At 43.7% G+C, this 19,206-nt stretch carries 21 protein-coding genes; 11 read left to right on the top strand and 10 right to left on the bottom strand.

The window, feature by feature from the left end; genetic code table 11:
* Window positions 1-15: 15 nt before the first annotated feature.
* Together maeM and maeL are read right to left on the bottom strand one after the other, a co-directional pair.
* Window positions 16-723: a two-component system response regulator MaeM gene (maeM, locus tag NYE53_RS15810; protein WP_014477821.1), complete on the bottom strand. Its 708-nt coding sequence runs from the start codon at window positions 721-723 to the stop codon at window positions 16-18.
* Window positions 716-2,317 (bottom strand): two-component system sensor histidine kinase MaeL, encoded by a 1,602-nt coding sequence (gene maeL, locus NYE53_RS15805; RefSeq protein WP_339245566.1) that lies wholly within the window; start codon window positions 2,315-2,317, stop codon window positions 716-718. The genes maeM and maeL overlap by 8 nt, the downstream gene beginning before the upstream one ends.
* Window positions 2,318-2,494: 177 nt before the next feature.
* On the opposite strand from maeL, the gene NYE53_RS15800 reads away from it, so the two are divergent.
* On the top strand, window positions 2,495-3,052 hold the full coding sequence (locus tag NYE53_RS15800) for a YufK family protein (protein ID WP_003228837.1): 558 nt from the start codon (window positions 2,495-2,497) through the stop codon (window positions 3,050-3,052).
* 223 nt (window positions 3,053-3,275) lie between these two features.
* On the opposite strand, the gene NYE53_RS15795 is transcribed toward NYE53_RS15800, so the two are convergent.
* The 3 genes from NYE53_RS15795 to NYE53_RS15785 form a co-directional block, all read right to left on the bottom strand.
* Window positions 3,276-3,689 carry a thiol-disulfide oxidoreductase DCC family protein gene (locus tag NYE53_RS15795; RefSeq protein ID WP_015384506.1) on the bottom strand — a complete coding sequence of 138 codons (414 nt, stop codon included), beginning with the start codon at window positions 3,687-3,689 and terminating at the stop codon, window positions 3,276-3,278.
* A gap of 20 nt (window positions 3,690-3,709) precedes the next feature.
* On the bottom strand, window positions 3,710-5,584 hold the full coding sequence (locus NYE53_RS15790; protein ID WP_339245564.1) for a transglycosylase domain-containing protein: 1,875 nt from the start codon (window positions 5,582-5,584) through the stop codon (window positions 3,710-3,712).
* A gap of 92 nt (window positions 5,585-5,676) precedes the next feature.
* Window positions 5,677-6,855, bottom strand: a complete 1,179-nt coding sequence (locus NYE53_RS15785) for a multidrug efflux MFS transporter (protein WP_015251341.1) — start codon at window positions 6,853-6,855, stop codon at window positions 5,677-5,679.
* On the opposite strand from NYE53_RS15785, the gene NYE53_RS15780 reads away from it, so the two are divergent.
* Together NYE53_RS15780 and kapD are read left to right on the top strand one after the other, a co-directional pair.
* A complete protein-coding gene (locus tag NYE53_RS15780; RefSeq protein ID WP_029318498.1) occupies window positions 6,788-6,991 on the top strand; it encodes a hypothetical protein in 204 nt (67 codons plus the stop codon). The two genes, NYE53_RS15785 and NYE53_RS15780, sit on opposite strands and share 68 nt — an antisense overlap.
* A gap of 75 nt (window positions 6,992-7,066) precedes the next feature.
* The gene (gene kapD / locus NYE53_RS15775) at window positions 7,067-7,684 is read left to right on the top strand and encodes a 3'-5' exonuclease KapD (protein ID WP_003228846.1); all 618 of its coding nucleotides are present in this window, start codon (window positions 7,067-7,069) and stop codon (window positions 7,682-7,684) included.
* Window positions 7,685-7,710: 26 nt separating this feature from the next.
* Here the strand turns inward: kapD and kapB are convergent, their stop codons facing one another.
* The 3 genes from kapB to patB form a co-directional block, all read right to left on the bottom strand.
* A complete protein-coding gene (gene kapB, locus NYE53_RS15770; RefSeq protein ID WP_339245562.1) occupies window positions 7,711-8,097 on the bottom strand; it encodes a kinase-associated lipoprotein KapB in 387 nt (128 codons plus the stop codon).
* 45 nt (window positions 8,098-8,142) lie between these two features.
* Window positions 8,143-9,429: a sporulation sensor histidine kinase KinB gene (gene kinB / locus NYE53_RS15765; RefSeq protein ID WP_003228853.1), complete on the bottom strand. Its 1,287-nt coding sequence runs from the start codon at window positions 9,427-9,429 to the stop codon at window positions 8,143-8,145.
* Between the two features lie 125 nt (window positions 9,430-9,554).
* Entirely contained in the window at window positions 9,555-10,718 is a 1,164-nt protein-coding gene (gene patB / locus NYE53_RS15760) for a cystathionine beta-lyase PatB (RefSeq protein WP_129010235.1), read from the bottom strand.
* Between the two features lie 87 nt (window positions 10,719-10,805).
* Here patB and NYE53_RS15755 point away from each other — a divergent pair, with 87 nt between their 5' ends.
* On the top strand, window positions 10,806-11,066 hold the full coding sequence (locus tag NYE53_RS15755; RefSeq protein WP_032722422.1) for a YugE family protein: 261 nt from the start codon (window positions 10,806-10,808) through the stop codon (window positions 11,064-11,066).
* Window positions 11,067-11,094: 28 nt separating this feature from the next.
* Here the strand turns inward: NYE53_RS15755 and NYE53_RS15750 are convergent, their stop codons facing one another.
* Complete coding sequence (locus NYE53_RS15750; RefSeq protein WP_339245560.1) at window positions 11,095-11,916, bottom strand: alpha/beta hydrolase; 822 nt, start codon at window positions 11,914-11,916, stop codon at window positions 11,095-11,097.
* Between the two features lie 147 nt (window positions 11,917-12,063).
* Here NYE53_RS15750 and NYE53_RS15745 point away from each other — a divergent pair, with 147 nt between their 5' ends.
* The 3 genes from NYE53_RS15745 (at window position 12,064) to yugI (ending at window position 14,320) form a co-directional block, all read left to right on the top strand.
* Window positions 12,064-12,564, top strand: a complete 501-nt coding sequence (locus NYE53_RS15745; RefSeq protein WP_009968070.1) for an Lrp/AsnC family transcriptional regulator — start codon at window positions 12,064-12,066, stop codon at window positions 12,562-12,564.
* Entirely contained in the window at window positions 12,565-13,725 is a 1,161-nt protein-coding gene (locus NYE53_RS15740; RefSeq protein WP_003228862.1) for an aminotransferase, read from the top strand. It begins immediately after the preceding gene.
* Window positions 13,726-13,927: 202 nt separating this feature from the next.
* Window positions 13,928-14,320 (top strand): S1 domain-containing post-transcriptional regulator GSP13, encoded by a 393-nt coding sequence (gene yugI, locus NYE53_RS15735; protein ID WP_003228864.1) that lies wholly within the window; start codon window positions 13,928-13,930, stop codon window positions 14,318-14,320.
* A 77-nt stretch (window positions 14,321-14,397) separates the two neighbouring features.
* Here the strand turns inward: yugI and NYE53_RS15730 are convergent, their stop codons facing one another.
* Window positions 14,398-14,634 (bottom strand): DUF378 domain-containing protein, encoded by a 237-nt coding sequence (locus NYE53_RS15730; RefSeq protein WP_003220771.1) that lies wholly within the window; start codon window positions 14,632-14,634, stop codon window positions 14,398-14,400.
* 229 nt (window positions 14,635-14,863) lie between these two features.
* On the opposite strand from NYE53_RS15730, the gene NYE53_RS15725 reads away from it, so the two are divergent.
* The 4 genes from NYE53_RS15725 (at window position 14,864) to NYE53_RS15710 (ending at window position 19,196) form a co-directional block, all read left to right on the top strand.
* Entirely contained in the window at window positions 14,864-16,027 is a 1,164-nt protein-coding gene (locus tag NYE53_RS15725) for an iron-containing alcohol dehydrogenase (RefSeq protein WP_003228869.1), read from the top strand.
* A 102-nt stretch (window positions 16,028-16,129) separates the two neighbouring features.
* On the top strand, window positions 16,130-17,302 hold the full coding sequence (locus NYE53_RS15720) for an iron-containing alcohol dehydrogenase (protein ID WP_336156409.1): 1,173 nt from the start codon (window positions 16,130-16,132) through the stop codon (window positions 17,300-17,302).
* 111 nt (window positions 17,303-17,413) lie between these two features.
* Window positions 17,414-18,766 (top strand): glucose-6-phosphate isomerase, encoded by a 1,353-nt coding sequence (locus NYE53_RS15715; RefSeq protein WP_003243401.1) that lies wholly within the window; start codon window positions 17,414-17,416, stop codon window positions 18,764-18,766.
* Window positions 18,767-18,824: 58 nt separating this feature from the next.
* Entirely contained in the window at window positions 18,825-19,196 is a 372-nt protein-coding gene (locus tag NYE53_RS15710; RefSeq protein WP_327828717.1) for a hypothetical protein, read from the top strand.
* Window positions 19,197-19,206: the final 10 nt, after the last annotated feature.

Here is a 19,206-nt window from a genome sequence, read left to right as displayed (position 1 = left end):
AGCAGTGCGTTTTTCTTATAGATATTGCTTTATTCCGTTAAGGTTACTGTTGTTGACGTTGTACTGAAACACAGGTCTTCCGATCGTTCCGTACGCCATTTCTACATTCAGAACCTGTATATCTTCAAGAAACTTTAAGTATTTTCGTATGGATACTTGAGAGATTTCAGTGTGCTTTGCCAAGTCTTCTGTCGTAAAAGATTCATTTTCAAATGACTGGATACTGGACCAGATCAGCTTCAGCGTGCTTTTTGTCAGGCCTTTAGGAAGCTGCACTTTTTCTGTTGCTTCTTTCTTTTGAAAAAGCTCGGCGTCCAGTTCTTTTTGGCTCATGTTGCGATGGGTTGAATACACCTTTTGTTTTCGTCTGTAATCAGACAGAGCCGTTTGGAATCGTTCAAATTCAAACGGTTTGATTAAATAATCAACAGCTCCGTACCGAAGTGTTTTCTTGATCACGTCAAGCTCGCTGGCCGCTGAGATGACAATCACGTCAACCGCTTCATTTTGGGCTCTCAATTCCGTCAGCAGTTCCAGCCCGTTTTTTCCCGGCATATAAATATCAAGCAAAATGAGGTCGATATGATGCTCGCCTAAAATATGCAGAGCGCTTTGAAAGGAAGAAGCGATGCCTTTCAGCTGAAAGCCATCTATTTGGCTTAAATATCGTTTATTTAATTCACCCACCATGGGGTCATCTTCAACTATTAGTACATTAATCATGATTTTCCTCCTTCGGTTCGTACGGGATGCGAATACTGAATGTTGTTCCTTCATTCTTTTCGCTTGTGAGGATCATTTGGCCTTTTAAATTTTCGATGCTTTGCTGTGTGAAATAAAGGCCGAATCCCCGGTTTTTGCCCTTTGTTGAATAGCCTTGTTCAAATACTTTGGCTTGGTCTTCTTCAGACATGCCTGCTCCAGTATCGGTAATTTCAATATCAAGTATGCTGTTATGGAAGCGCATGGACATGGTGATTTGTTTTTTCGGCATATCGGCAACAGCGTCTAAGCCATTGTTGATGAGATTTCCGATGATTGTAATAAGTTCATGGATGACAGAAGGGTCTGCCGCGTTCGGGATGACACCGTTGCATTCAATATCAAGATTTGCGCCCTGCTCACGTATAAAGCTTTGCTTTCCGAGCAGAAAACCGGCCAGTACGGAGCTTTTGACATCATTTATAATTTCACTTGTTTCTGATTTTTGCTGTATGGCTATATCTTTAATATAATCTCCAAGATCATCATACTCTTTCAGCTGGACGAGACCTAATATCACATGCAGTTTGTTCATAAATTCATGAGACTGCGCTCTCAGTGCGTTTGCATACATTTTAACACCGGAAAGCTGTTCAGCTAAATGTTTTACCTCGGTCTTGTCGCGGAATGTTGCAATCGCTCCGACAGTTTGTCCTTTCAGCTGGATAGGAACTTCATTAAACACAAGCTCCAGCCCGTTAATGCGGACGTCTCTGTCTTGAAGAGGTTTTTTTGTCTCAATGACCTTTTTCAAGCGGCTTTTCGGCAAGATGTCATCTACATCCTGATCAATGGGATTTGTGTTGATGCCCATTTTGACGAATAGGCGTTTTGCTTCCGCGTTGGCAAGTTTAATTTTGCCATGTTCATCGACAGCGAGTATTCCTTCCTTCGTCGATTCCAGCATCGCGCTCCGTTCTTCAAGCAGAGTCGCAATTTCATAAGGTTCAAGTCCGTACATGATATTTTTCACTGTACGGGCGACGATAACGGCTCCGATCACACCGACGAAGATGCTGACGCAAATAATAAAGTAAAGCGGCCGTAAGCTATGGCTGATCACTTCATCAATTTCATTTACGGTGATGCCGACCGCGACTGCACCGACCTGTTTTCCATTCTCCGCGTAGACAGGGACGAACGCTCTCTGCGATTTCCCGAGCGTGCCAGAGGCTGTGCTGATATGGACATGCCCTTTTAATACCTCGGACTCATCACCGCCTCTGAATTTTTTTCCGATTTTGCTCGGGTCAGGATGAGTTTTGCGGATACCGTTCATATCCATGACGACAACAAATTCCGTGCCGGTAATTTTCTGAACCCGCTTTGTGTAGCCCTGCAGTTCCTTTTGTTTTTTTCCGTTTTCTAAAGCAGCGGCTGTCATCGGCGCCTCAGCTACCATTTCAGCAGTCTGCAGCGCAGTGGCCTTTTCCTGATCTCTAATTCGTTTGGTGGTTTGGGCACCGACTGTAAAAAACGTAATGAGCAATGCGATTAATACAACGATACAAACAAATATGGTGAGTCTGGTTTGCAGTTTTAATGTTTTTTTCATATAAAACTTCCTTACGTTTTATGATTCCTGCGTACTACTTTACTCTCAAAATGCTGCTTTGTGAAGATTTGGGACCGTAATTCGTAAAAAGGAGAAAAAATGGAATAATTTATCTTGTCAATGTGTTTTAAGTCCTCCATAATAAATGAGGTAGATTATAGAAAGGGACTTTTTTATATGAAAAATACTTATTTGACAGGATATTTTCCGCTGATTGCGATCCTGCTTTTTAGTTCGTCCTTATCCATCTCAACTTCACTTTATGCGTTGAAGATGCTGTCTTCATTTGGAATGTATGATGGAATGCTCGATTATTTTTCAGAGAAAGGGATCAGGCTTGCGTTATTTGCTGCCTTTGCACTTTTATATTTTATGGTTCTGTCCGCTCTGAAATTGATTGCAAATACCGTGACCGAGCTGTCATTGCTGTTTTTTGCTAATGATCCGGAAGGGAACAACCTGAAAAAACTCAGAATGGGTTCCATGATTTATTTGGGCGGCGGGATTTTATCCTTTGTGCTCTTGCAAAATGTCATTTGGATTGTGATCTGGTTTGCGGTCGTCACGCTCGCTTACTTTGTGTTTACCGTATACCGGATTTATTCGACGCTTTCTCTCATGTCATTAGTCGGGTTCATTCTATTGGAACTGCTGTTTTGGTTTACCTTTGTTATCGGTATTCTGTTCATATTTATCAAGCTTTATAATAGCATAATGGCTAGCTTACCTGTGTAAGCTAGCCATTTCAGCGTTTGGTGGTCAGATTTGCGCTTCGTGCTCTATACGCAATAAAACGGCGGCTAGATTCTCAGGTTTCCGCCGTTTCACATCCAATGCTCGCTCTTCATCGACTTCAAAAGTTTTCAATCACGCTGAAAAGATGACAAAATCCTAAAACGAAGCCGTTTTAGGATTTTGTCAACAATCTGTGATGGCTAGCTTCCTAGCCATTTTTTATTTACGGTAAAAATCTTTTTTTAATAGAAGGGGAGGGGAGCATACATTCATTTTTTTTGCCAAACCACTTATAGCGGTTGTTGGCAATGAAAGAATAGACCATATCTCTGACAGGCTTCGGCACTGCGAAAAACAGGACGAAGAGCCGCCATGGGCCTCGCAGATGCCTGAAAACCTTAATGGCTGCAGTTGACTTTGTGTACACTTGGCCGTCTTCAATAAAGACAAAGCTGTCAAACCGATCAGTCGGAAGCCCGCTTTTTTTCAGCAGGCTCTGTCCTGTTTCCGACTGCAGCGATGTGAAAGAAATCAATCCGTCCGGATCACGTTTAATGATAAACTGCACGGCGCCATTGCATAAATTGCAGACACCGTCAAACAGCAAAACGCGATTTGGAATTTGTTCTGAAGTCACTCCATATCCCCTCCGATCCTTTAATAAGCCGCTTGCAGCGTTCCTTTCCAGATGGAAAGCTGAGGGCTGATGCTGTGAAGATATTCAACGCTGGTCGGTGTGTCCTTTCCGACCCAGACACCCATTGTATACGTATCAGTCAGGCCGACAAACCACATATCGTGATAATCATTTGATGTTCCGGTTTTACCGCCGATGTAAGGCGCATTGAAATATGCTTTTTTCCCTGTTCCGCTTTTCACAACGGAAGACATCAGTTTTTTCAGCTGCATGTTCGTGCGGACGCTGAATATTTGAGTCGCTTTATCATTCCATTTATAAAGCGTTTTTCCTTTAAGGTCTGTCACCTTTGTAATCGCATGGCTCGGCGTATAGCTTCCGCTGTTTCCGAATGTCGTATAAGCCTTTGTCATCTCAAGAGGCGTCATGCCGTTTGTAAATCCGCCAAGCGCCGCCGGAAGAAGATAGTCACTGTCGACAAGTTTGGCAAAATGATACGGCTCAATATAACTGAATGCCTTTTGGATGCCGACGCGGTCGAGCATTCTAATAGCCGGGGTATTATATGAATTTTTAAACGCCGTATCAAGCGTCACTGTGCCGTAAGTGCGGTTATTGTAGTTTTGCGGACAGTAGTCTTTGCTGCAAAACTTGCTGGCATCAATGGTGCTGCTTGTTGTCGCGGCGGTCTGTTCAATATAAGGGCCGTAATCAAGAAGCGGTTTAATGGATGAACCCGGCTGCCTGTACGCCTGGTAGGCGCGGTTAAAGTCATATTTTTGATAGTTTTTCCCGCCGGATAGAGCGATGATTTGATGCGTCTGGTGATTAATCACAGCCGCTCCGCCCTGTACGTCCGCATACGGGAGCTTGGAATTCATTTGTGCCACAACTTGATTTTGCATATACGGATCAAGTGCAGTATAAATTTTCACACCGTCTTTCATCAGCGTGCTGACTCTTGCGGACAGCTCGTTCTCGATCTTTTCTTTTTGTTTTCCTGATGCTTTTTGAAGGCGTTTATCAAAGCCTTCTGATTCAGACACCAGCTGAGTGAATTCATCATTGACGTAGGAAACGTAGTCAGGATATTTGTCTTCTCTTTTTTCAACATCCAGTTTGATTTTTTGTTTTACGGCTTTTTTCAGCTCTTTGTCCTTAATGACCCCGGCATCTTTTAGCCCTTTAAGCAAACGTTCTTGACGGCTTTTCGTGTAGTCAAAATGCTTGAGAGGATCATATAATGTAGGGTTATTAGGTATAGCACAGATAAAAGCCATTTCTCCCACTGTGAGAGATTTCAGCGGTTTGCTGAAATAGAATTGAGCTGCTGAACCGACGCCGTAAACACCGTTGTTGAAATAAATGGTATTTAAGTAAGCTTCAAGAATTTCATTTTTCGTATATTTTTTCTCCAGCTGATAGGAATACGCGAGCTCTGTCAGCTTGCGGCTGAAGGAGCGTTCGTGGCTCAAATACAAGTTTCTTGAAAGCTGCTGTGTGATGGTGCTGGCACCCTGGTCAATTTTCTTGTCTTTTACGTTAGAAGCAGTAGCCCGCACCATTCCCATAAAGTCAAAGCCTTTATGCTCGTAAAAATGGCGGTCCTCAGATGTTAAGAAAATCTGTTTGACTTCCTCGGGAATCTTGTTAAATGGAACGAGCACACGGTTTTCGTGGTCGCTAACGATTTCCGAGACAAGGGAGCCGTCCCTGTCATACATGTAGCTGTTCTGAACAAGGCTGATATCTTTCAGATCAATATTTTTATCAAGCACCTGATCCAGGGACTTCATTTGTTTTACTTCTTTTCCGGAAGCGATAACTGTAAATGCAAACAATGGGATTATGCAAAGGAGCAAAATCCATCCGATTATTTTTCGTAACATGGTCACTCTCTTTTCTCCTAAATTCTAGCCATATCGTACCATTCTTTTGAGATTACGAGAAGGTTAAATTTAGAAGATTCCTCAGTTTTTTCTCGGAATCAGCTTGCTTTGGCATAAGAATCTTTCCGAAGTTTCTGCATGATCCAAAGCATGCAGGCGCCGGCGAAAAAGAGAAACGCCGTGACGTAAAAGGTGGCCGAAATGGTAAAATGGCTCGATATGATTCCGCCGAGCAGAGGCCCGAGCACGTTTCCTAAAAAGCGAAAGCTGACATTGTAGCCGAGAACTTCACCTTGAATGCTGCCGGGAGCCTGAACGCGGATCGCTGCCGTAATGCATGGCAGCAAACCGCCCATCGCCATTCCGAATAAAAATCTGAAAACAAGGAGCACGCTGAGTGAGGACGCGAGCGCCTGCGGAATAAAAAAGAAAGAGGCGGCGAGCAAAAGTCCGATTAAAATGCGGCGGTGGCCGTAGCGGTCGCCCAGATCACCCCATTTTCTAGCCAGCAGCAAACTTCCGAGCCCCGTTGCTGAAAATGCCATGCCGGAGAAAAAGGCAAGATTGACAGGTCCGTGCAGCTCATTTACATATAAAGCGAGCAGGGGCTGGATACTGAAATTGCCTGTTTGAATCAGCATGGTTAACAGCATCATGACCCACAGCGCCGGATGGTGAAAAATATAGGAGAGCACTTCTTTTCTCGAGTAAGACGTACGTTTGGCTGTTTTCTCTGCAAGAGGCTTTTCTTTGACACCAAATAACACGAGAAGAACAGACGAGAAAATCACAAAGGATGTGATAAAAAAGGTATACGTAAAGCCGAAACGATCAGCAAGCATGCCTCCCAAAAGCGGGCCGAACAAGCTTCCGGACACTTGCCCCATTTGCAGCGTGCCAAGTGTTTTGCCGGCTGAGCTCTTCGGAGTCTGTGCCGAAATCATCGCAAGAGATGTCGGGATGAATCCGGTTACAAGACCCATTGCCATACGCAGAAAAAACAATTGGTACACCGATGTAACAAAGCCCATGAAGAAAATGCTGAGGGCAATGCCCGTTCCGGTTGCCATAAGGATTTTCTTGTATCCGCGTTTGTCTCCGAACCGTCCCCAAAACGGGGATACCAAAAACGCCATGAGAAATGTAATGCCGAACACATAGCCGCTCCACCTTTGCACAAAGCCGTTTGAAAAAGAGCTGAGCGTCTCAATGTATAAGGAGAGAAAAGGAACGATCATCGTTGTGCTAGCGGAGACAAAAAAGTTCGCCAGCCACACAATGACAAAGTTTTTCTTACGGATAGATATAACATCACCTTCTTATTATTTCGGGTTCCTTACTAATTATAAAGAAACGATTCACAATTTAAAAGAAACGAAGCGGCTGGGAAAATTCATTATTTTTAGAAAATGAAGAAATGTCGAGAAGGGGAATTGATATACTATAAAGATAGCATTTTCTGATCGGAGGAAAGGCAGGTGTAAAAAGGTGACGACAAACAGCTTACTCATTATTGATTTCGAATTTACAATGCCTGATGGAAAGTACAGTCCTCAAAACTTCTTCCCGGAAATCATTGAAGCCGGAATTGTAAAGTCGATTGATGATGAAGTGGTTGAGACGTTTTCTAGCTATGTTAGACCGAAAAAGTTCCCGAAGCTTACGAAACGATGCAAATCATTTTTAAAAATAACCCAAAAACAGGTAGACGAAGGAATGAGATTCGAGGATTTCATCCGTAAACTAAACGAGCTGGATCCTGAGAAAAACAGCACAATTATTACGTGGGGAAACATGGATATGAAAGTGCTGAAGCAAAACTGTATGTTTAACCATATCCCTTTCCCGTTTAAGGGAGAAATGAGAGATTTATCGCTTGAATACAAAAACTTTTTTGGAGACCGGACATTGACGGGTTTATGGAAAGCTGCCGAAGAGTATGGAGATTCCGGAACCGGCACCCATCATAAAGCGCTTGATGATGCCCTTACAGCATATAAACTTTTTAAGCTTGTTGAGCAGGATAAGCAGTATCTCGAAAAGCCAAAACCGCCCACAATCGGCGAAAGAATCGATTTAACCGAACTGTTGAAGCGCGCGACGTGAAAAACCCAATCTTTTGTCAGACTGGGTTATGGCAGGTTAAAATATTCTTTTTCTAAAATGTCCAGATTATGAAGGGAGCGCTTTGCCCACTCCGAACCATCCTCATTCAATTTGGCTCTCATCTGTGCTGTCGCCTCTCGCAGAGATTCGGTATAATCCGGCACTTCACCGTCATAAGGCTTCACCATATGGTGGGGGATATTGGTCTGTTCACCATGTGCGAGCGCTTTTCTCTCATGAAAAAATGGCACATCCGCCTGTTTTGGATGATGAAGGTCTCCCTGAGCGGGATGGGTAAGAACCGCTTTCACTTTCACTAAATAATGCTGCGGCCTGCAAGCCGTGATTTCTCCTATGTATACACCTGTTTTGTAAAATCCTTTAACGATAGAGCCTGTCTTAAACGTGCTCATCTGTCATCACCTCGCATTTATTCTATTAAAGTTCCAATCGATTTGCTAGTGAGGAAGATCAGCGGGAAGCTTAATGGTCACCGTAGTGCCTTTTTGGAAGCTGCTGTTAAATGAAATGGTCCCGTGATGATGTTCAATAATGGAAAAGGTTACGGTGAGGCCGAGTCCCGTTCCGTTCGTTTTTAAGGAATAATAAGGTTCGCCGAGTTTTTGCATTTGATGGTCTGTCATCCCGACCCCATTGTCTGTGATGTTAATCATGATCGTATGGCCGTTTCTTTTGGCTGATATGTGGATCATCCCCTTCCCGTGAGGAACCGCTTCAATACTGTTTTTCATCAGGTTGATGACAGCCTGCTTCAGCTTTGTTGCGTCTCCGTATATCAAAAGGTCCGGTTCTGTTTCAGCCTCGACGGTTACTGACTTGTAATTGGCGTACGACACCATAAGGGAGCTTGTCTCTTTGATAAGGGCAGATAGGTCAAAAACCTCTTTTTCGTATAATTGCTGTTTGGCCATATCGAGATAGTTTGTGATAATGCCTTGCGCCCGGTCAAGCTCTGACAGTACAAGCTTTTTGTAATCCGCACTCGACTTGTTTTGTAGGGTTTCGTCATTAAAAAGCAGCTGGACAAACCCGCGGACAACTGTCAGCGGATTCCTGACCTCATGGGCGACGCTCGCTGCCAGTTCACTCACAATCGTCATTTTTTCAGAATGGATAAGCTGTGAACGCAGGGCGATATTTTCGGCGATGCTTTCGATAATATAGATGCTTAATAGAAGAACACTGGAGCGGAAAAGCCCTGAGACTGCCGCCTCGTAAACGAAAATTCCTGATTTTTGAAAATTTAAAATATTCAAGGCGGAAAGAATCCAGCTTGAGGCGAAAAATAGGAAAATCTCCACGCAGCTGATCAATAAAGACAGCAGCAGTTTTTTCGCTTTGGACATGAATGGCCATTTTTTCTGAAATAAGATTGGGATAATGATAAGAAAAGGCAGCAAAGTGAAAACAAACATTGCGGAAGGTTCGTAAAAAAGCAGTTCAAAACATAGGACAGATGCGGCGACTGTAAGTCCGGAAGCGGTACTAATGTAAAATAAACAAATGATAACGGGAATCATCTGAAGGCCGTATTGTATGTAGTCCATTTCATGAATCGGGAAAATAATGCATAAAACGGAGGCGCCGCAGGCGAAGAGCGTGACCAAACCGCTGTTTATTTTTGGCACAAGAATCGCAGGTTTTCCAAGCCAAAACACTTGGTAAAGAAGAATAGGAAACAAAATAAAGCAGATATGCAGAAGATAGTCTTTTAGAATTTCCATTCGTGTGAAATCCTTTCGTATAAAATATGAATCTATTATAACACTAAATATTAGAAGTAAAATATAAAATTCCTTTATTAAGAACGCCTTTACAAATGAAGACGTAAAGGCGTTTACAGCTATATTTACGATAATGCGGCTTTGATGCGGCGCAGGCCGTCCTGCAGGGTTGCAAGAGAGCATCCCGCGTTCAGGCGCATAAATCCTTCTCCGCCAGGCCCGTATTTCGTCCCGGGCTCTAAAATAACTTTTCCTTTTTTTAGCATTCTTTGCTGAAGCTCTGTATCGGACAAGCCGTAAGCGCTGAAGTCGAGCCAAATCAAGTATGATGCATCCGGCTTCATCATTTTGACCTTTGGCAGCTCGTTGCTCAAAAAGGCTTCCGCTTCGTTCATGTTTTTCTCAATGTAAGAGATCAATTCATCAAGCCACGGTCCCCCTTTTGAATACGCGGCTTCGATTGCAGTGACGGCAAATGCGTTCAGTCCGCCTAAACCATTGCGCTGAAGGCTTGCGGAAAACTTGGCGCGCTTCAGGCGATCCGGAATAATGATTGCTGAAGCCTGCAATCCGGCGATATTAAATGTTTTGCTTGGAGCAGCACATGTCACAGAAATATCAGCGAAATCGTCAGAGAGCGAAGCGAACGGCGTGTGTTTATGTCCGTACAGCATTAAATCGGAATGGATTTCATCCGATACAACTGTGACGCCATGCTCAAGGCACAATTCGCCTAGCTTCAGTAAATCTTCCCGGCTCCATGAACGCCCAGAAGGGTTATGAGGATTGCATAAAATAAACAATGTAACGCTTGGGTCACTAAGCTTTGTCTCCAAATCTTCAAAATCCATTGCATATGCGCCGTCTTTTTCTAGCAGCGGATTATGTAAAATGTGCCGGCCGTTTTTCTCCACCATATGGTAAAAAGGCGTATAAACTGGAGGCTGAACAACTACTTGATCGCCAGGCTCCGTAAAAGCTTGTACCGCCATGCTCAAAGCTGTTACAACGCCGGGGCTGAATGTGATGCTTTCCGGATTTACCTTCCAGCCGTGCCTGTTTTGCATCCATCCGCACACAGCATCCTTCGTTTTTTGATCTGGAGTTGTATAACCAAAAATACCGTGGTCAAGACGCTCTTTTAACGCTTCAGTTATCGCTTCCGGGGCGCGAAAATCCATATCCGCCACCCACATCGGGAGTGCGTCTGTCACGCCAAATAATTCGCCTGTTTTGTCCCATTTAACAGATTGGGTGCCAAGGCGTTCTTCTCGTTTATCAAAGTTCATTCTGTTACCCCCCTCATGTATGTTTATTCTTCTAAGCTTCACTATGATAAGATAGAACTGCAAATTTTATTATAAGCGGTGATGAATATGGAAGAAAGTCAAGCGGTCAGGGAAATGATTAAGATCATTGCCAAATGGGACCCGTTTAAATATGGAGAAGAGTTTTACGAAACGGAGGCTGTTGATGTCGTGCAGGCAGTCTATGATGAAGACGATCCTGACGTGCTGGCGAAAAGCATTCAGCAAATATTTGAAACTTCTTTTGAACAAACGCTGCCGATCGCCAGCTGCCGGGAAGTGGCTGGCCAGCTTTTATTCATTAAAAACAGCAGCTCCTGCACGCCTTAAAAAAACCGGTTCAGCACCGGTTTTTTTGTTATTTGATAAAATCAGCAATGTGTTCAGAAACAAGTTCAGGCCGTTCTTCAGGCACCAGATGTCCGGTCTGGCCAAGTGAGTACAGCTCGGAATTAGGCAAATCCGCGTGCAGCCGTTTACCGATCTCCATTGGGACAATTCGATCCTCCTCGCCCCAAATCAATAGAGCAGGCTTGTTCATTTTCTTCAATTGCTCGGGTTCTAAATCTCCTTCTCTGTGGCGGATAAACCTTGTCATGGCTTTGAAAATCTGCTCGTCTTGAAACGGTCTGCCATAGCCGTCGATCATCTCCTCATCAATCAGCGATTTGTCATGCACCACATTTAATAAATTTTTCATCACGCCTTCTTTCGAGAGCCAGCGTTTGATGTAAAGATGAAAATACGGGATATGGGTCCCGAAAATGATCGTCGGGTGTGAACGTTTTAAATACCCTGAACTGCAAAGCAGCACAACCTTTGAAAAAAGCTCAGGTTTTTGGAGAGCAGCAGACAGCGATATCTGCCCGCCCATAGAATGCCCGACAAGCACAGCCTGTTTCACTTGCAAGTGCTCCAAAATCCCAATGACAAGCTTAGCAAGGTTTTGATAGGTATAGATAAACGTTCTTGATTTTTCAGATTGGCCGAAAGGAGGCAAATCAAGCGCGATGATGTCGTACTTGTCCCGAAGGAGAGGAATTACTTTTCTGAAGCTGAATGCAGATGATAAAAAACCGTGTACGCAGACCAGCGTTTGCCTGCCGGGATTTTGATAATGTTCGTAGTATACATTGACTCCATCGACCGTAAACCGCCTTATTGGTGAAACCGCCTCCATTCTGTGTCACTCCCTTTTTTTGATGGTTGTATTATGCCCTGAAATTGTCAATTCTAGCGGAAGTTTCTCCTCGTTTTTTCTTAGCATTCGTCAAAAAACGTGATATAATGTCATGAGATTTCTTGACATTGCAAAGGTGTGAATCAAATGAAATTGACAGAAAAAGAAACAGAAATATTAGAAATTTTAGACGAAAACAGCCGCGCCGATTTAGAAACAATCGCAAAGATGGCAGGCATCCCTGTAAATGAAGTAAAAACAATTATTGACAAACTGGAGAAAGAAAAGGTTATTATCGATTATTCCGCTATGATTGATTGGCGAAAAGTCGACGGACATGAGGGCGTTACGGCCATGATCGACGTCAAAGTAACGCCGAAGCGGGGCGTCGGTTTCGATGAAGTGGCGGAACGGATTTACCGATTCCAAGAGGTTGAATCAGTTTACCTGATGTCAGGCGTATACGATTTGTCTGTCGTGATTCGCGGCAATTCGATGTCTGACGTAGCGCGTTTTGTTTCGGATAAACTGTCAACGCTTGATTCAGTTGTATCTACGACAACCCATTTTATCCTGAAAAAATACAAGCATGACGGCAAAGTGTTTGAAACAGGAGACGACGACAAAAGAATCGTGGTGTCACCGTAAATGACTTCGTATTTATCAGACTATGTACAACAAATAAAACCATCCGGCATCCGCAAATTCTTTGATTTGGCGGCAACGATGGAAGGCGTCATTTCTTTAGGCGTCGGCGAGCCTGATTTTGTTACCGCGTGGAATGTCCGCGAAGCAAGCATTCTCTCTCTTGAACAAGGATATACGTCATACACGGCCAATGCGGGTTTATACTCATTGCGGGAGGAAATCAGCCGTTATTTGAGCAACAGGTTTGACCTTAGCTACTCGCCAGATAATGAGCTGATTGTGACAGTGGGGGCAAGTCAGGCTTTGGATATTGCGATCCGCGCCATTGTGAATCCAGGTGAGGAGGTCATCATTCCTGAGCCGTGTTTTGTGGCGTACGATGCGCTTGTTTCTTTGGCAGGCGGTATCCCGGTTCACGTTCATACAACGGCAGACAAAGGATTTAAAGCAACGGCTGCTGATTTTGAAGCGGCAGTCACTGAAAAAACAAAGGCCATTCTCATCTGCTCACCATCGAATCCGACAGGTTCGGTTTATTCGAAGGAAGAGCTGAATGAGATTGCTGAGTTTGCCAAAAAACATGATGTCATCGTCTTAGCCGACGAGATCTACGCGGAGCTGACATATGATGAGGAATTTACAAGTATAGCGGCATTACCGGGAATGAAGGAACGGACGGTAGTCATCTCAGGCTTTTCAAAAGCATTTGCAATGACGGGCTGGAGGCTCGGTTTTGCTGCGGCACCATCCTTGCTTCGGGATGCCATGCTTAAAATTCATCAGTATGCGATGATGTGCGCGCCCGCAATGGCGCAGTTTGCCGCCCTTGAAGGCCTGAAGAACGGCATGGAAGACGTAGAAAAAATGAAAAAAAGCTATCGAAGAAGACGGAATCTGTTTGTAGAATCGCTCAATGAAATCGGTCTCAGCTGTCATCATCCGGGCGGCGCTTTCTATGCTTTTCCATCTATTAAAAGCACGGGAATGAGTTCAGAACAGTTTGCCGAGGAGCTTCTGACGCAGGAAAAAGTGGCCGTTGTTCCTGGAAGTGTGTTTGGTCCGAGCGGTGAGGGATATATCCGTTGTTCATATGCAACCTCGATTGAACAGCTTCAAGAAGCGTTAGTCAGAATGAAACGCTTCCTGCACAAAACAACATAAAAAAAGATACGAACCTTTTGTTCGCATCCAATAAAAGGGGGGAATACTAGAAAGCCTTTGGTATTTTCAGTTTACCCCCTTTTTGCTGTGTATAAACCTGATTTTTTTATGAAAAAGTTTTCTTTGCGGAAATAAGACATGTGTGATATAATTTTAAATTGCGTATAAACAGATATTTAATTTAACTTAGGAGTTGTTATGAATGGCAGCAAAATTTGAAGTGGGCAGTGTTTACACTGGTAAAGTTACAGGATTACAAGCGTATGGTGCGTTTGTTGCATTAGATGAAGAAACTCAAGGTTTAGTACACATTTCTGAAGTGACTCACGGTTTCGTAAAAGATATCAACGAGCACCTTTCAGTTGGCGACGAAGTACAAGTAAAAGTACTTGCTGTTGATGAAGAAAAAGGAAAAATCAGCCTTTCAATTCGTGCGACACAAGCTGCGCCTGAGAAAAAAGAAAGCAAACCAAGAAAACCTAAAGCTGCTCAAGTAAGCGAAGAAGCTTCTACACCACAAGGTTTCAACACATTAAAAGATAAGCTTGAAGAGTGGATCGAAATGTCCAACCGCAAAGACCTTATCAAAAAATAAGCATGAAAAAAGCACCGGACAGGAATGTTCGGTGCTTTTGATTTCATGCAAAATCCTATTTCAGCGTGATTGATATCCTATCGCATTTCAGGATTTGCTGCTTCTTCACGTGATCTTTCCTCGTTTGGCTTAAATAGCAGACCGAGGTTGATTAAGCCGGCGATTCCGACAAGTCCGTAAATGATACGGGAAAGAGCTGACCCTTGGCCGCCGAAGATAGCCGCTACTAAGTCAAATTGGAAAAATCCGATCAGTCCCCAGTTAATAGCGCCAATGATGGTTAATACAAGACAAATTCTCTGAATGGTACTCATGTTTTGCAACCTCCTCCATGAATTATTAAAACAGTTATAGATTGTGACATATTGGAGAATCTATACATGCATTCTCCATATGAGGGAAGCTGGCCTGCCCTCGCTTATATCAGCTTCTTTCCCAGCATCCTGCAAAATAAAACCATCTGGTATGCTGATCGGTAAGAGCTGATTGCTTTACATGTGGTGAGGACATTCTGCATAATAAAAAATCTAAGGAGGAGATGTCATGCAAAACTTTACATACTGGAATCCGACCAAATTAATTTTCGGGCGCGGCGAAGTGGAAAGACTTCCGGAGGAACTCAAACCTTACGGAAAAAACGTATTGCTTGTGTACGGAGGCGGCAGCATTAAACGCAGCGGCCTGTATGATCAAGTGATTGAACAACTGAATAAAGCCGGAGCGACCGTGCATGAATTAGCAGGTGTGGAACCGAATCCTCGTGTGTCGACTGTTAATAAAGGTGTTGCCATCTGTAAAGAACAAAACATTGATTTCTTGCTGGCTGTCGGAGGCGGAAGCGTAATCGACTGTACAAAAGCGATTGCCGCAGGAGCGAAGTATGATGGTGATGCGTGGGATATCGTTACGAAAAAGCATCAGCCAAAAGATGCTTTGCCATTCGGAACGGTATTGACTCTCGCTGCAACTGGTTCAGAAATGAACTCAGGATCTGTTATTACAAACTGGGAAACAAAAGAAAAATACGGCTGGGGCAGCCCGCTCGTATTCCCTAAATTCTCGATTCTTGATCCGGTGAATACATTCACCGTACCTAAAAACCACACGATCTACGGGATGGTTGACATGATGAGCCACGTATTCGAACAATACTTCCATCATGTATCAAACACGCCGTATCAGGACCGCATGTGTGAATCACTTTTGCGTACAGTCATTGAAACAGCGCCTAAGCTGATCAATGATCTCGAAAATTACGAATTGCGTGAGACGATCCTGTACACAGGAACAATCGCATTAAACGGCATGCTTTCTATGGGGGCAAGAGGGGATTGGGCTACTCATAATATTGAACATGCAGTATCAGCCGTTTATGATATTCCGCATGCCGGCGGACTGGCAATTTTGTTCCCGAACTGGATGAGACACACATTGTCTGAAAACCCTGCCCGCATGAAACAGCTTGCAGTTCGCGTGTTTGATGTTGAAGAAGCAGGTAAAACGGATGAAGAAATCGCCCTTGAAGGTATCGATAAGCTGTCCGCATTCTGGACAAGCCTTGGCGCTCCGAACCGTCTTGCTGATTATGATATTAATGATGAGCAGCTTGACACAATTGCTGACAAGGCAATGGCTAACGGTACATTCGGTCAATTTAAATCACTCAACAAAGAAGATGTGCTGTCAATTTTGAAAGCATCTCTATAAAAAAAGGGGAAATAGCTGTTTGGCTGCTTCCCTTTTTCTTTTTGTCAACTTATGTTACAATGGAAAATCTGTTTTTTACCAGCATCATTTGGAGGTTTTACTATGGAAAATTTCACTTATTATAATCCGACAAAGCTGATTTTTGGAAAAGGTCAGCTTGAACAATTAAGAAAAGAATTCAAACGATACGGCAAAAATGTACTGCTTGTTTACGGGGGCGGCAGCATTAAACGCAACGGCCTTTATGATCAAGTCACAGGCATTTTAAAAGAAGAGGGCGCTGTTGTTCATGAGCTGTCAGGTGTAGAGCCGAACCCGCGTCTTGCAACAGTGGAAAAAGGCATAGGACTTTGCAGAGAGCATGACATTGATTTTCTGCTTGCTGTCGGCGGAGGCAGTGTGATTGACTGTACAAAGGCAATCGCAGCTGGCGTCAAATACGATGGCGACGCTTGGGATATTTTCAGCAAAAAAGTAACAGCGGAGGATGCGCTGCCGTTTGGCACTGTTTTAACTCTTGCTGCAACAGGGTCTGAAATGAACCCTGATTCCGTGATTACAAACTGGGAAACAAACGAGAAATTTGTATGGGGCAGCAATGTCACTCATCCGCGTTTCTCTATTTTAGACCCTGAAAATACGTTCACCGTTCCAGAAAATCAAACAGTATACGGCATGGTTGACATGATGAGCCACGTATTCGAACAATACTTCCATAATGTTGAAAACACGCCGCTTCAGGATAGAATGTGCTTTGCTGTTTTGCAGACGGTCATCGAAACAGCTCCTAAGCTTCTTGAAGATCTGGAAAACTACAAACTTCGTGAAACGATTTTGTACGCTGGTACTATTGCTTTAAACGGCACGCTCCAAATGGGCTACTTCGGTGACTGGGCTTCTCATACAATGGAACACGCTGTTTCAGCTGTATATGATATTCCGCACGCGGGCGGTTTGGCTATACTGTTCCCAAACTGGATGAGATACACGCTTGATACAAATGTAGGCCGTTTTAAAAACCTAATGCTCAACATGTTTGACATTGATACTGAAGGCAAAACAGATAAAGAAATTGCGCTTGAAGGAATCGATAAACTGTCTGCGTTCTGGACAAGCCTCGGTGCACCTTCTCGTCTTGCTGATTACAATATTGGAGAAGAAAAGCTTGAACTGATTGCTGATATCGCAGCCAAGGAAATGGAACACGGCGGCTTCGGCAACTTCCAAAAACTGAACAAAGATGACGTGCTTGCCATCCTTCGCGCGTCTCTATAAACCCAAAGGGCGGAATCCAGTCATTCCGCCCTTTCTTCTTGACTTGATTTCACAGATAAGTTCATATAAAGTGAAAGATGAAAACATTATACCGTTATGGAGGGACAAGCAATGACGCATGTACGCTTTGACTACTCAAAAGCGTTGACTTTCTTCAACGAACATGAACTTACATATCTGCGGGACTTTGTAAAAACAGCACACCATAATATCCATGAAAAAACAGGCGCGGGCAGCGATTTTCTAGGCTGGGTGGACCTCCCTGAACATTATGATAAAGAAGAATTCGCGCGCATCAAAAAAAGCGCGGAAAAAATCAAATCTGACTCTGATGTCTTGCTTGTTGTCGGCATCGGCGGTTCTTATCTTGGAGCGCGGGCAGCGATTGAAGCGCTGAATCACGCGTTTTATAACACTTTGCCAAAAGCAAAACGCGGCAATCCGCAAGTCATTTTTATCGGGAACAACATCAGTTCATCTTATATGAGAGACGTCATGGATCTTCTTGAAGATGTTGACTTCTCTATTAATGTGATTTCTAAATCAGGTACGACAACTGAACCTGCAATCGCTTTCCGTATTTTCCGCAAGCTTCTTGAAGAGAAATACGGTAAAGAAGAAGCGAAAGCGCGGATTTATGCAACAACTGATAAAGAGCGCGGCGCATTAAAAACGCTTTCTAACGAAGAAGGCTTCGAATCATTTGTTATTCCTGACGATGTCGGTGGCCGTTATTCAGTTTTAACAGCTGTAGGCCTCTTGCCGATTGCTGTCAGCGGCGTCAACATTGATGACATGATGAAAGGCGCCCTGGATGCGAGCAAAGATTTTGCAACATCTGAACTGGAAGATAACCCAGCATACCAATATGCGGTTGTTCGCAATGTCCTTTATAATAAGGGCAAAACAATTGAAATGCTCATCAACTACGAACCGGCGCTTCAATACTTTGCGGAATGGTGGAAGCAGCTGTTCGGAGAAAGCGAAGGGAAAGATGAGAAGGGCATTTATCCTTCTTCAGCGAACTATTCAACAGACCTTCATTCTTTAGGCCAGTATGTACAAGAAGGCCGCAGAGATTTATTCGAAACGGTCCTGAACGTAGAGAAGCCTAAACATGAACTGACAATTGAGGAAGCGGATAACGATCTTGACGGCTTGAACTATTTAGCCGGTAAAACTGTTGATTTCGTTAACAAGAAAGCATTCCAAGGCACGATGCTTGCCCATACAGACGGAAATGTTCCGAACTTAATCGTTAACATTCCTGAGCTGAATGCATATACTTTTGGATACCTTGTATATTTCTTCGAAAAAGCCTGCGCGATGAGCGGTTACCTCCTTGGCGTCAATCCGTTTGACCAGCCTGGTGTAGAAGCGTATAAAGTCAATATGTTTGCGTTACTCGGCAAACCTGGCTTTGAAGAGAAAAAAGCAGAGCTTGAAAAACGTCTGGAAGATTAATGTGAGAAAGCTGACTGGCATTTGCCGGTCGGCTTTTTATAAAATCAGAAAGGTGCTGATGTTCATGAAACAATTGGTTAAACATCTCATCATTGCCGGTTTTTCTGCAGCTATTTTAAGTTTCCTTATCTCCTTTGATGCCGTGTATACAGAGTTTTCTTCAAGCTTTGGCCGCACGCTGTCACATTTTTTCATCCACGCCTTTCTTCTCATTGGTTTGCCGCTTGCCCTTTTTACCGATGCGGTACATCGGATTTTGCATTTAAAACGAACCCATACTCTTTTCACTAAATTAGGACTCTATGCAACGGTTGTTTATGTGTCTTGGGATTCAGCTGTATGGCTTGCAGCGGCAATGACTGTTTACTTCTTAATTGAATGCGCTTTCTTTTCTGTTGGCCGCGCAAAAGAAACAACGATTTCCATGTAGGCGCCTCTGA

The organism is Bacillus sp. FSL R5-0523 (genome assembly GCF_037975295.1).
Classification (GTDB): domain Bacteria; phylum Bacillota; class Bacilli; order Bacillales; family Bacillaceae; genus Bacillus; species Bacillus subtilis.
Note: the sequence above shows the minus strand (reverse complement) of the source record. Positions and strands in the feature narration are given on the sequence as shown.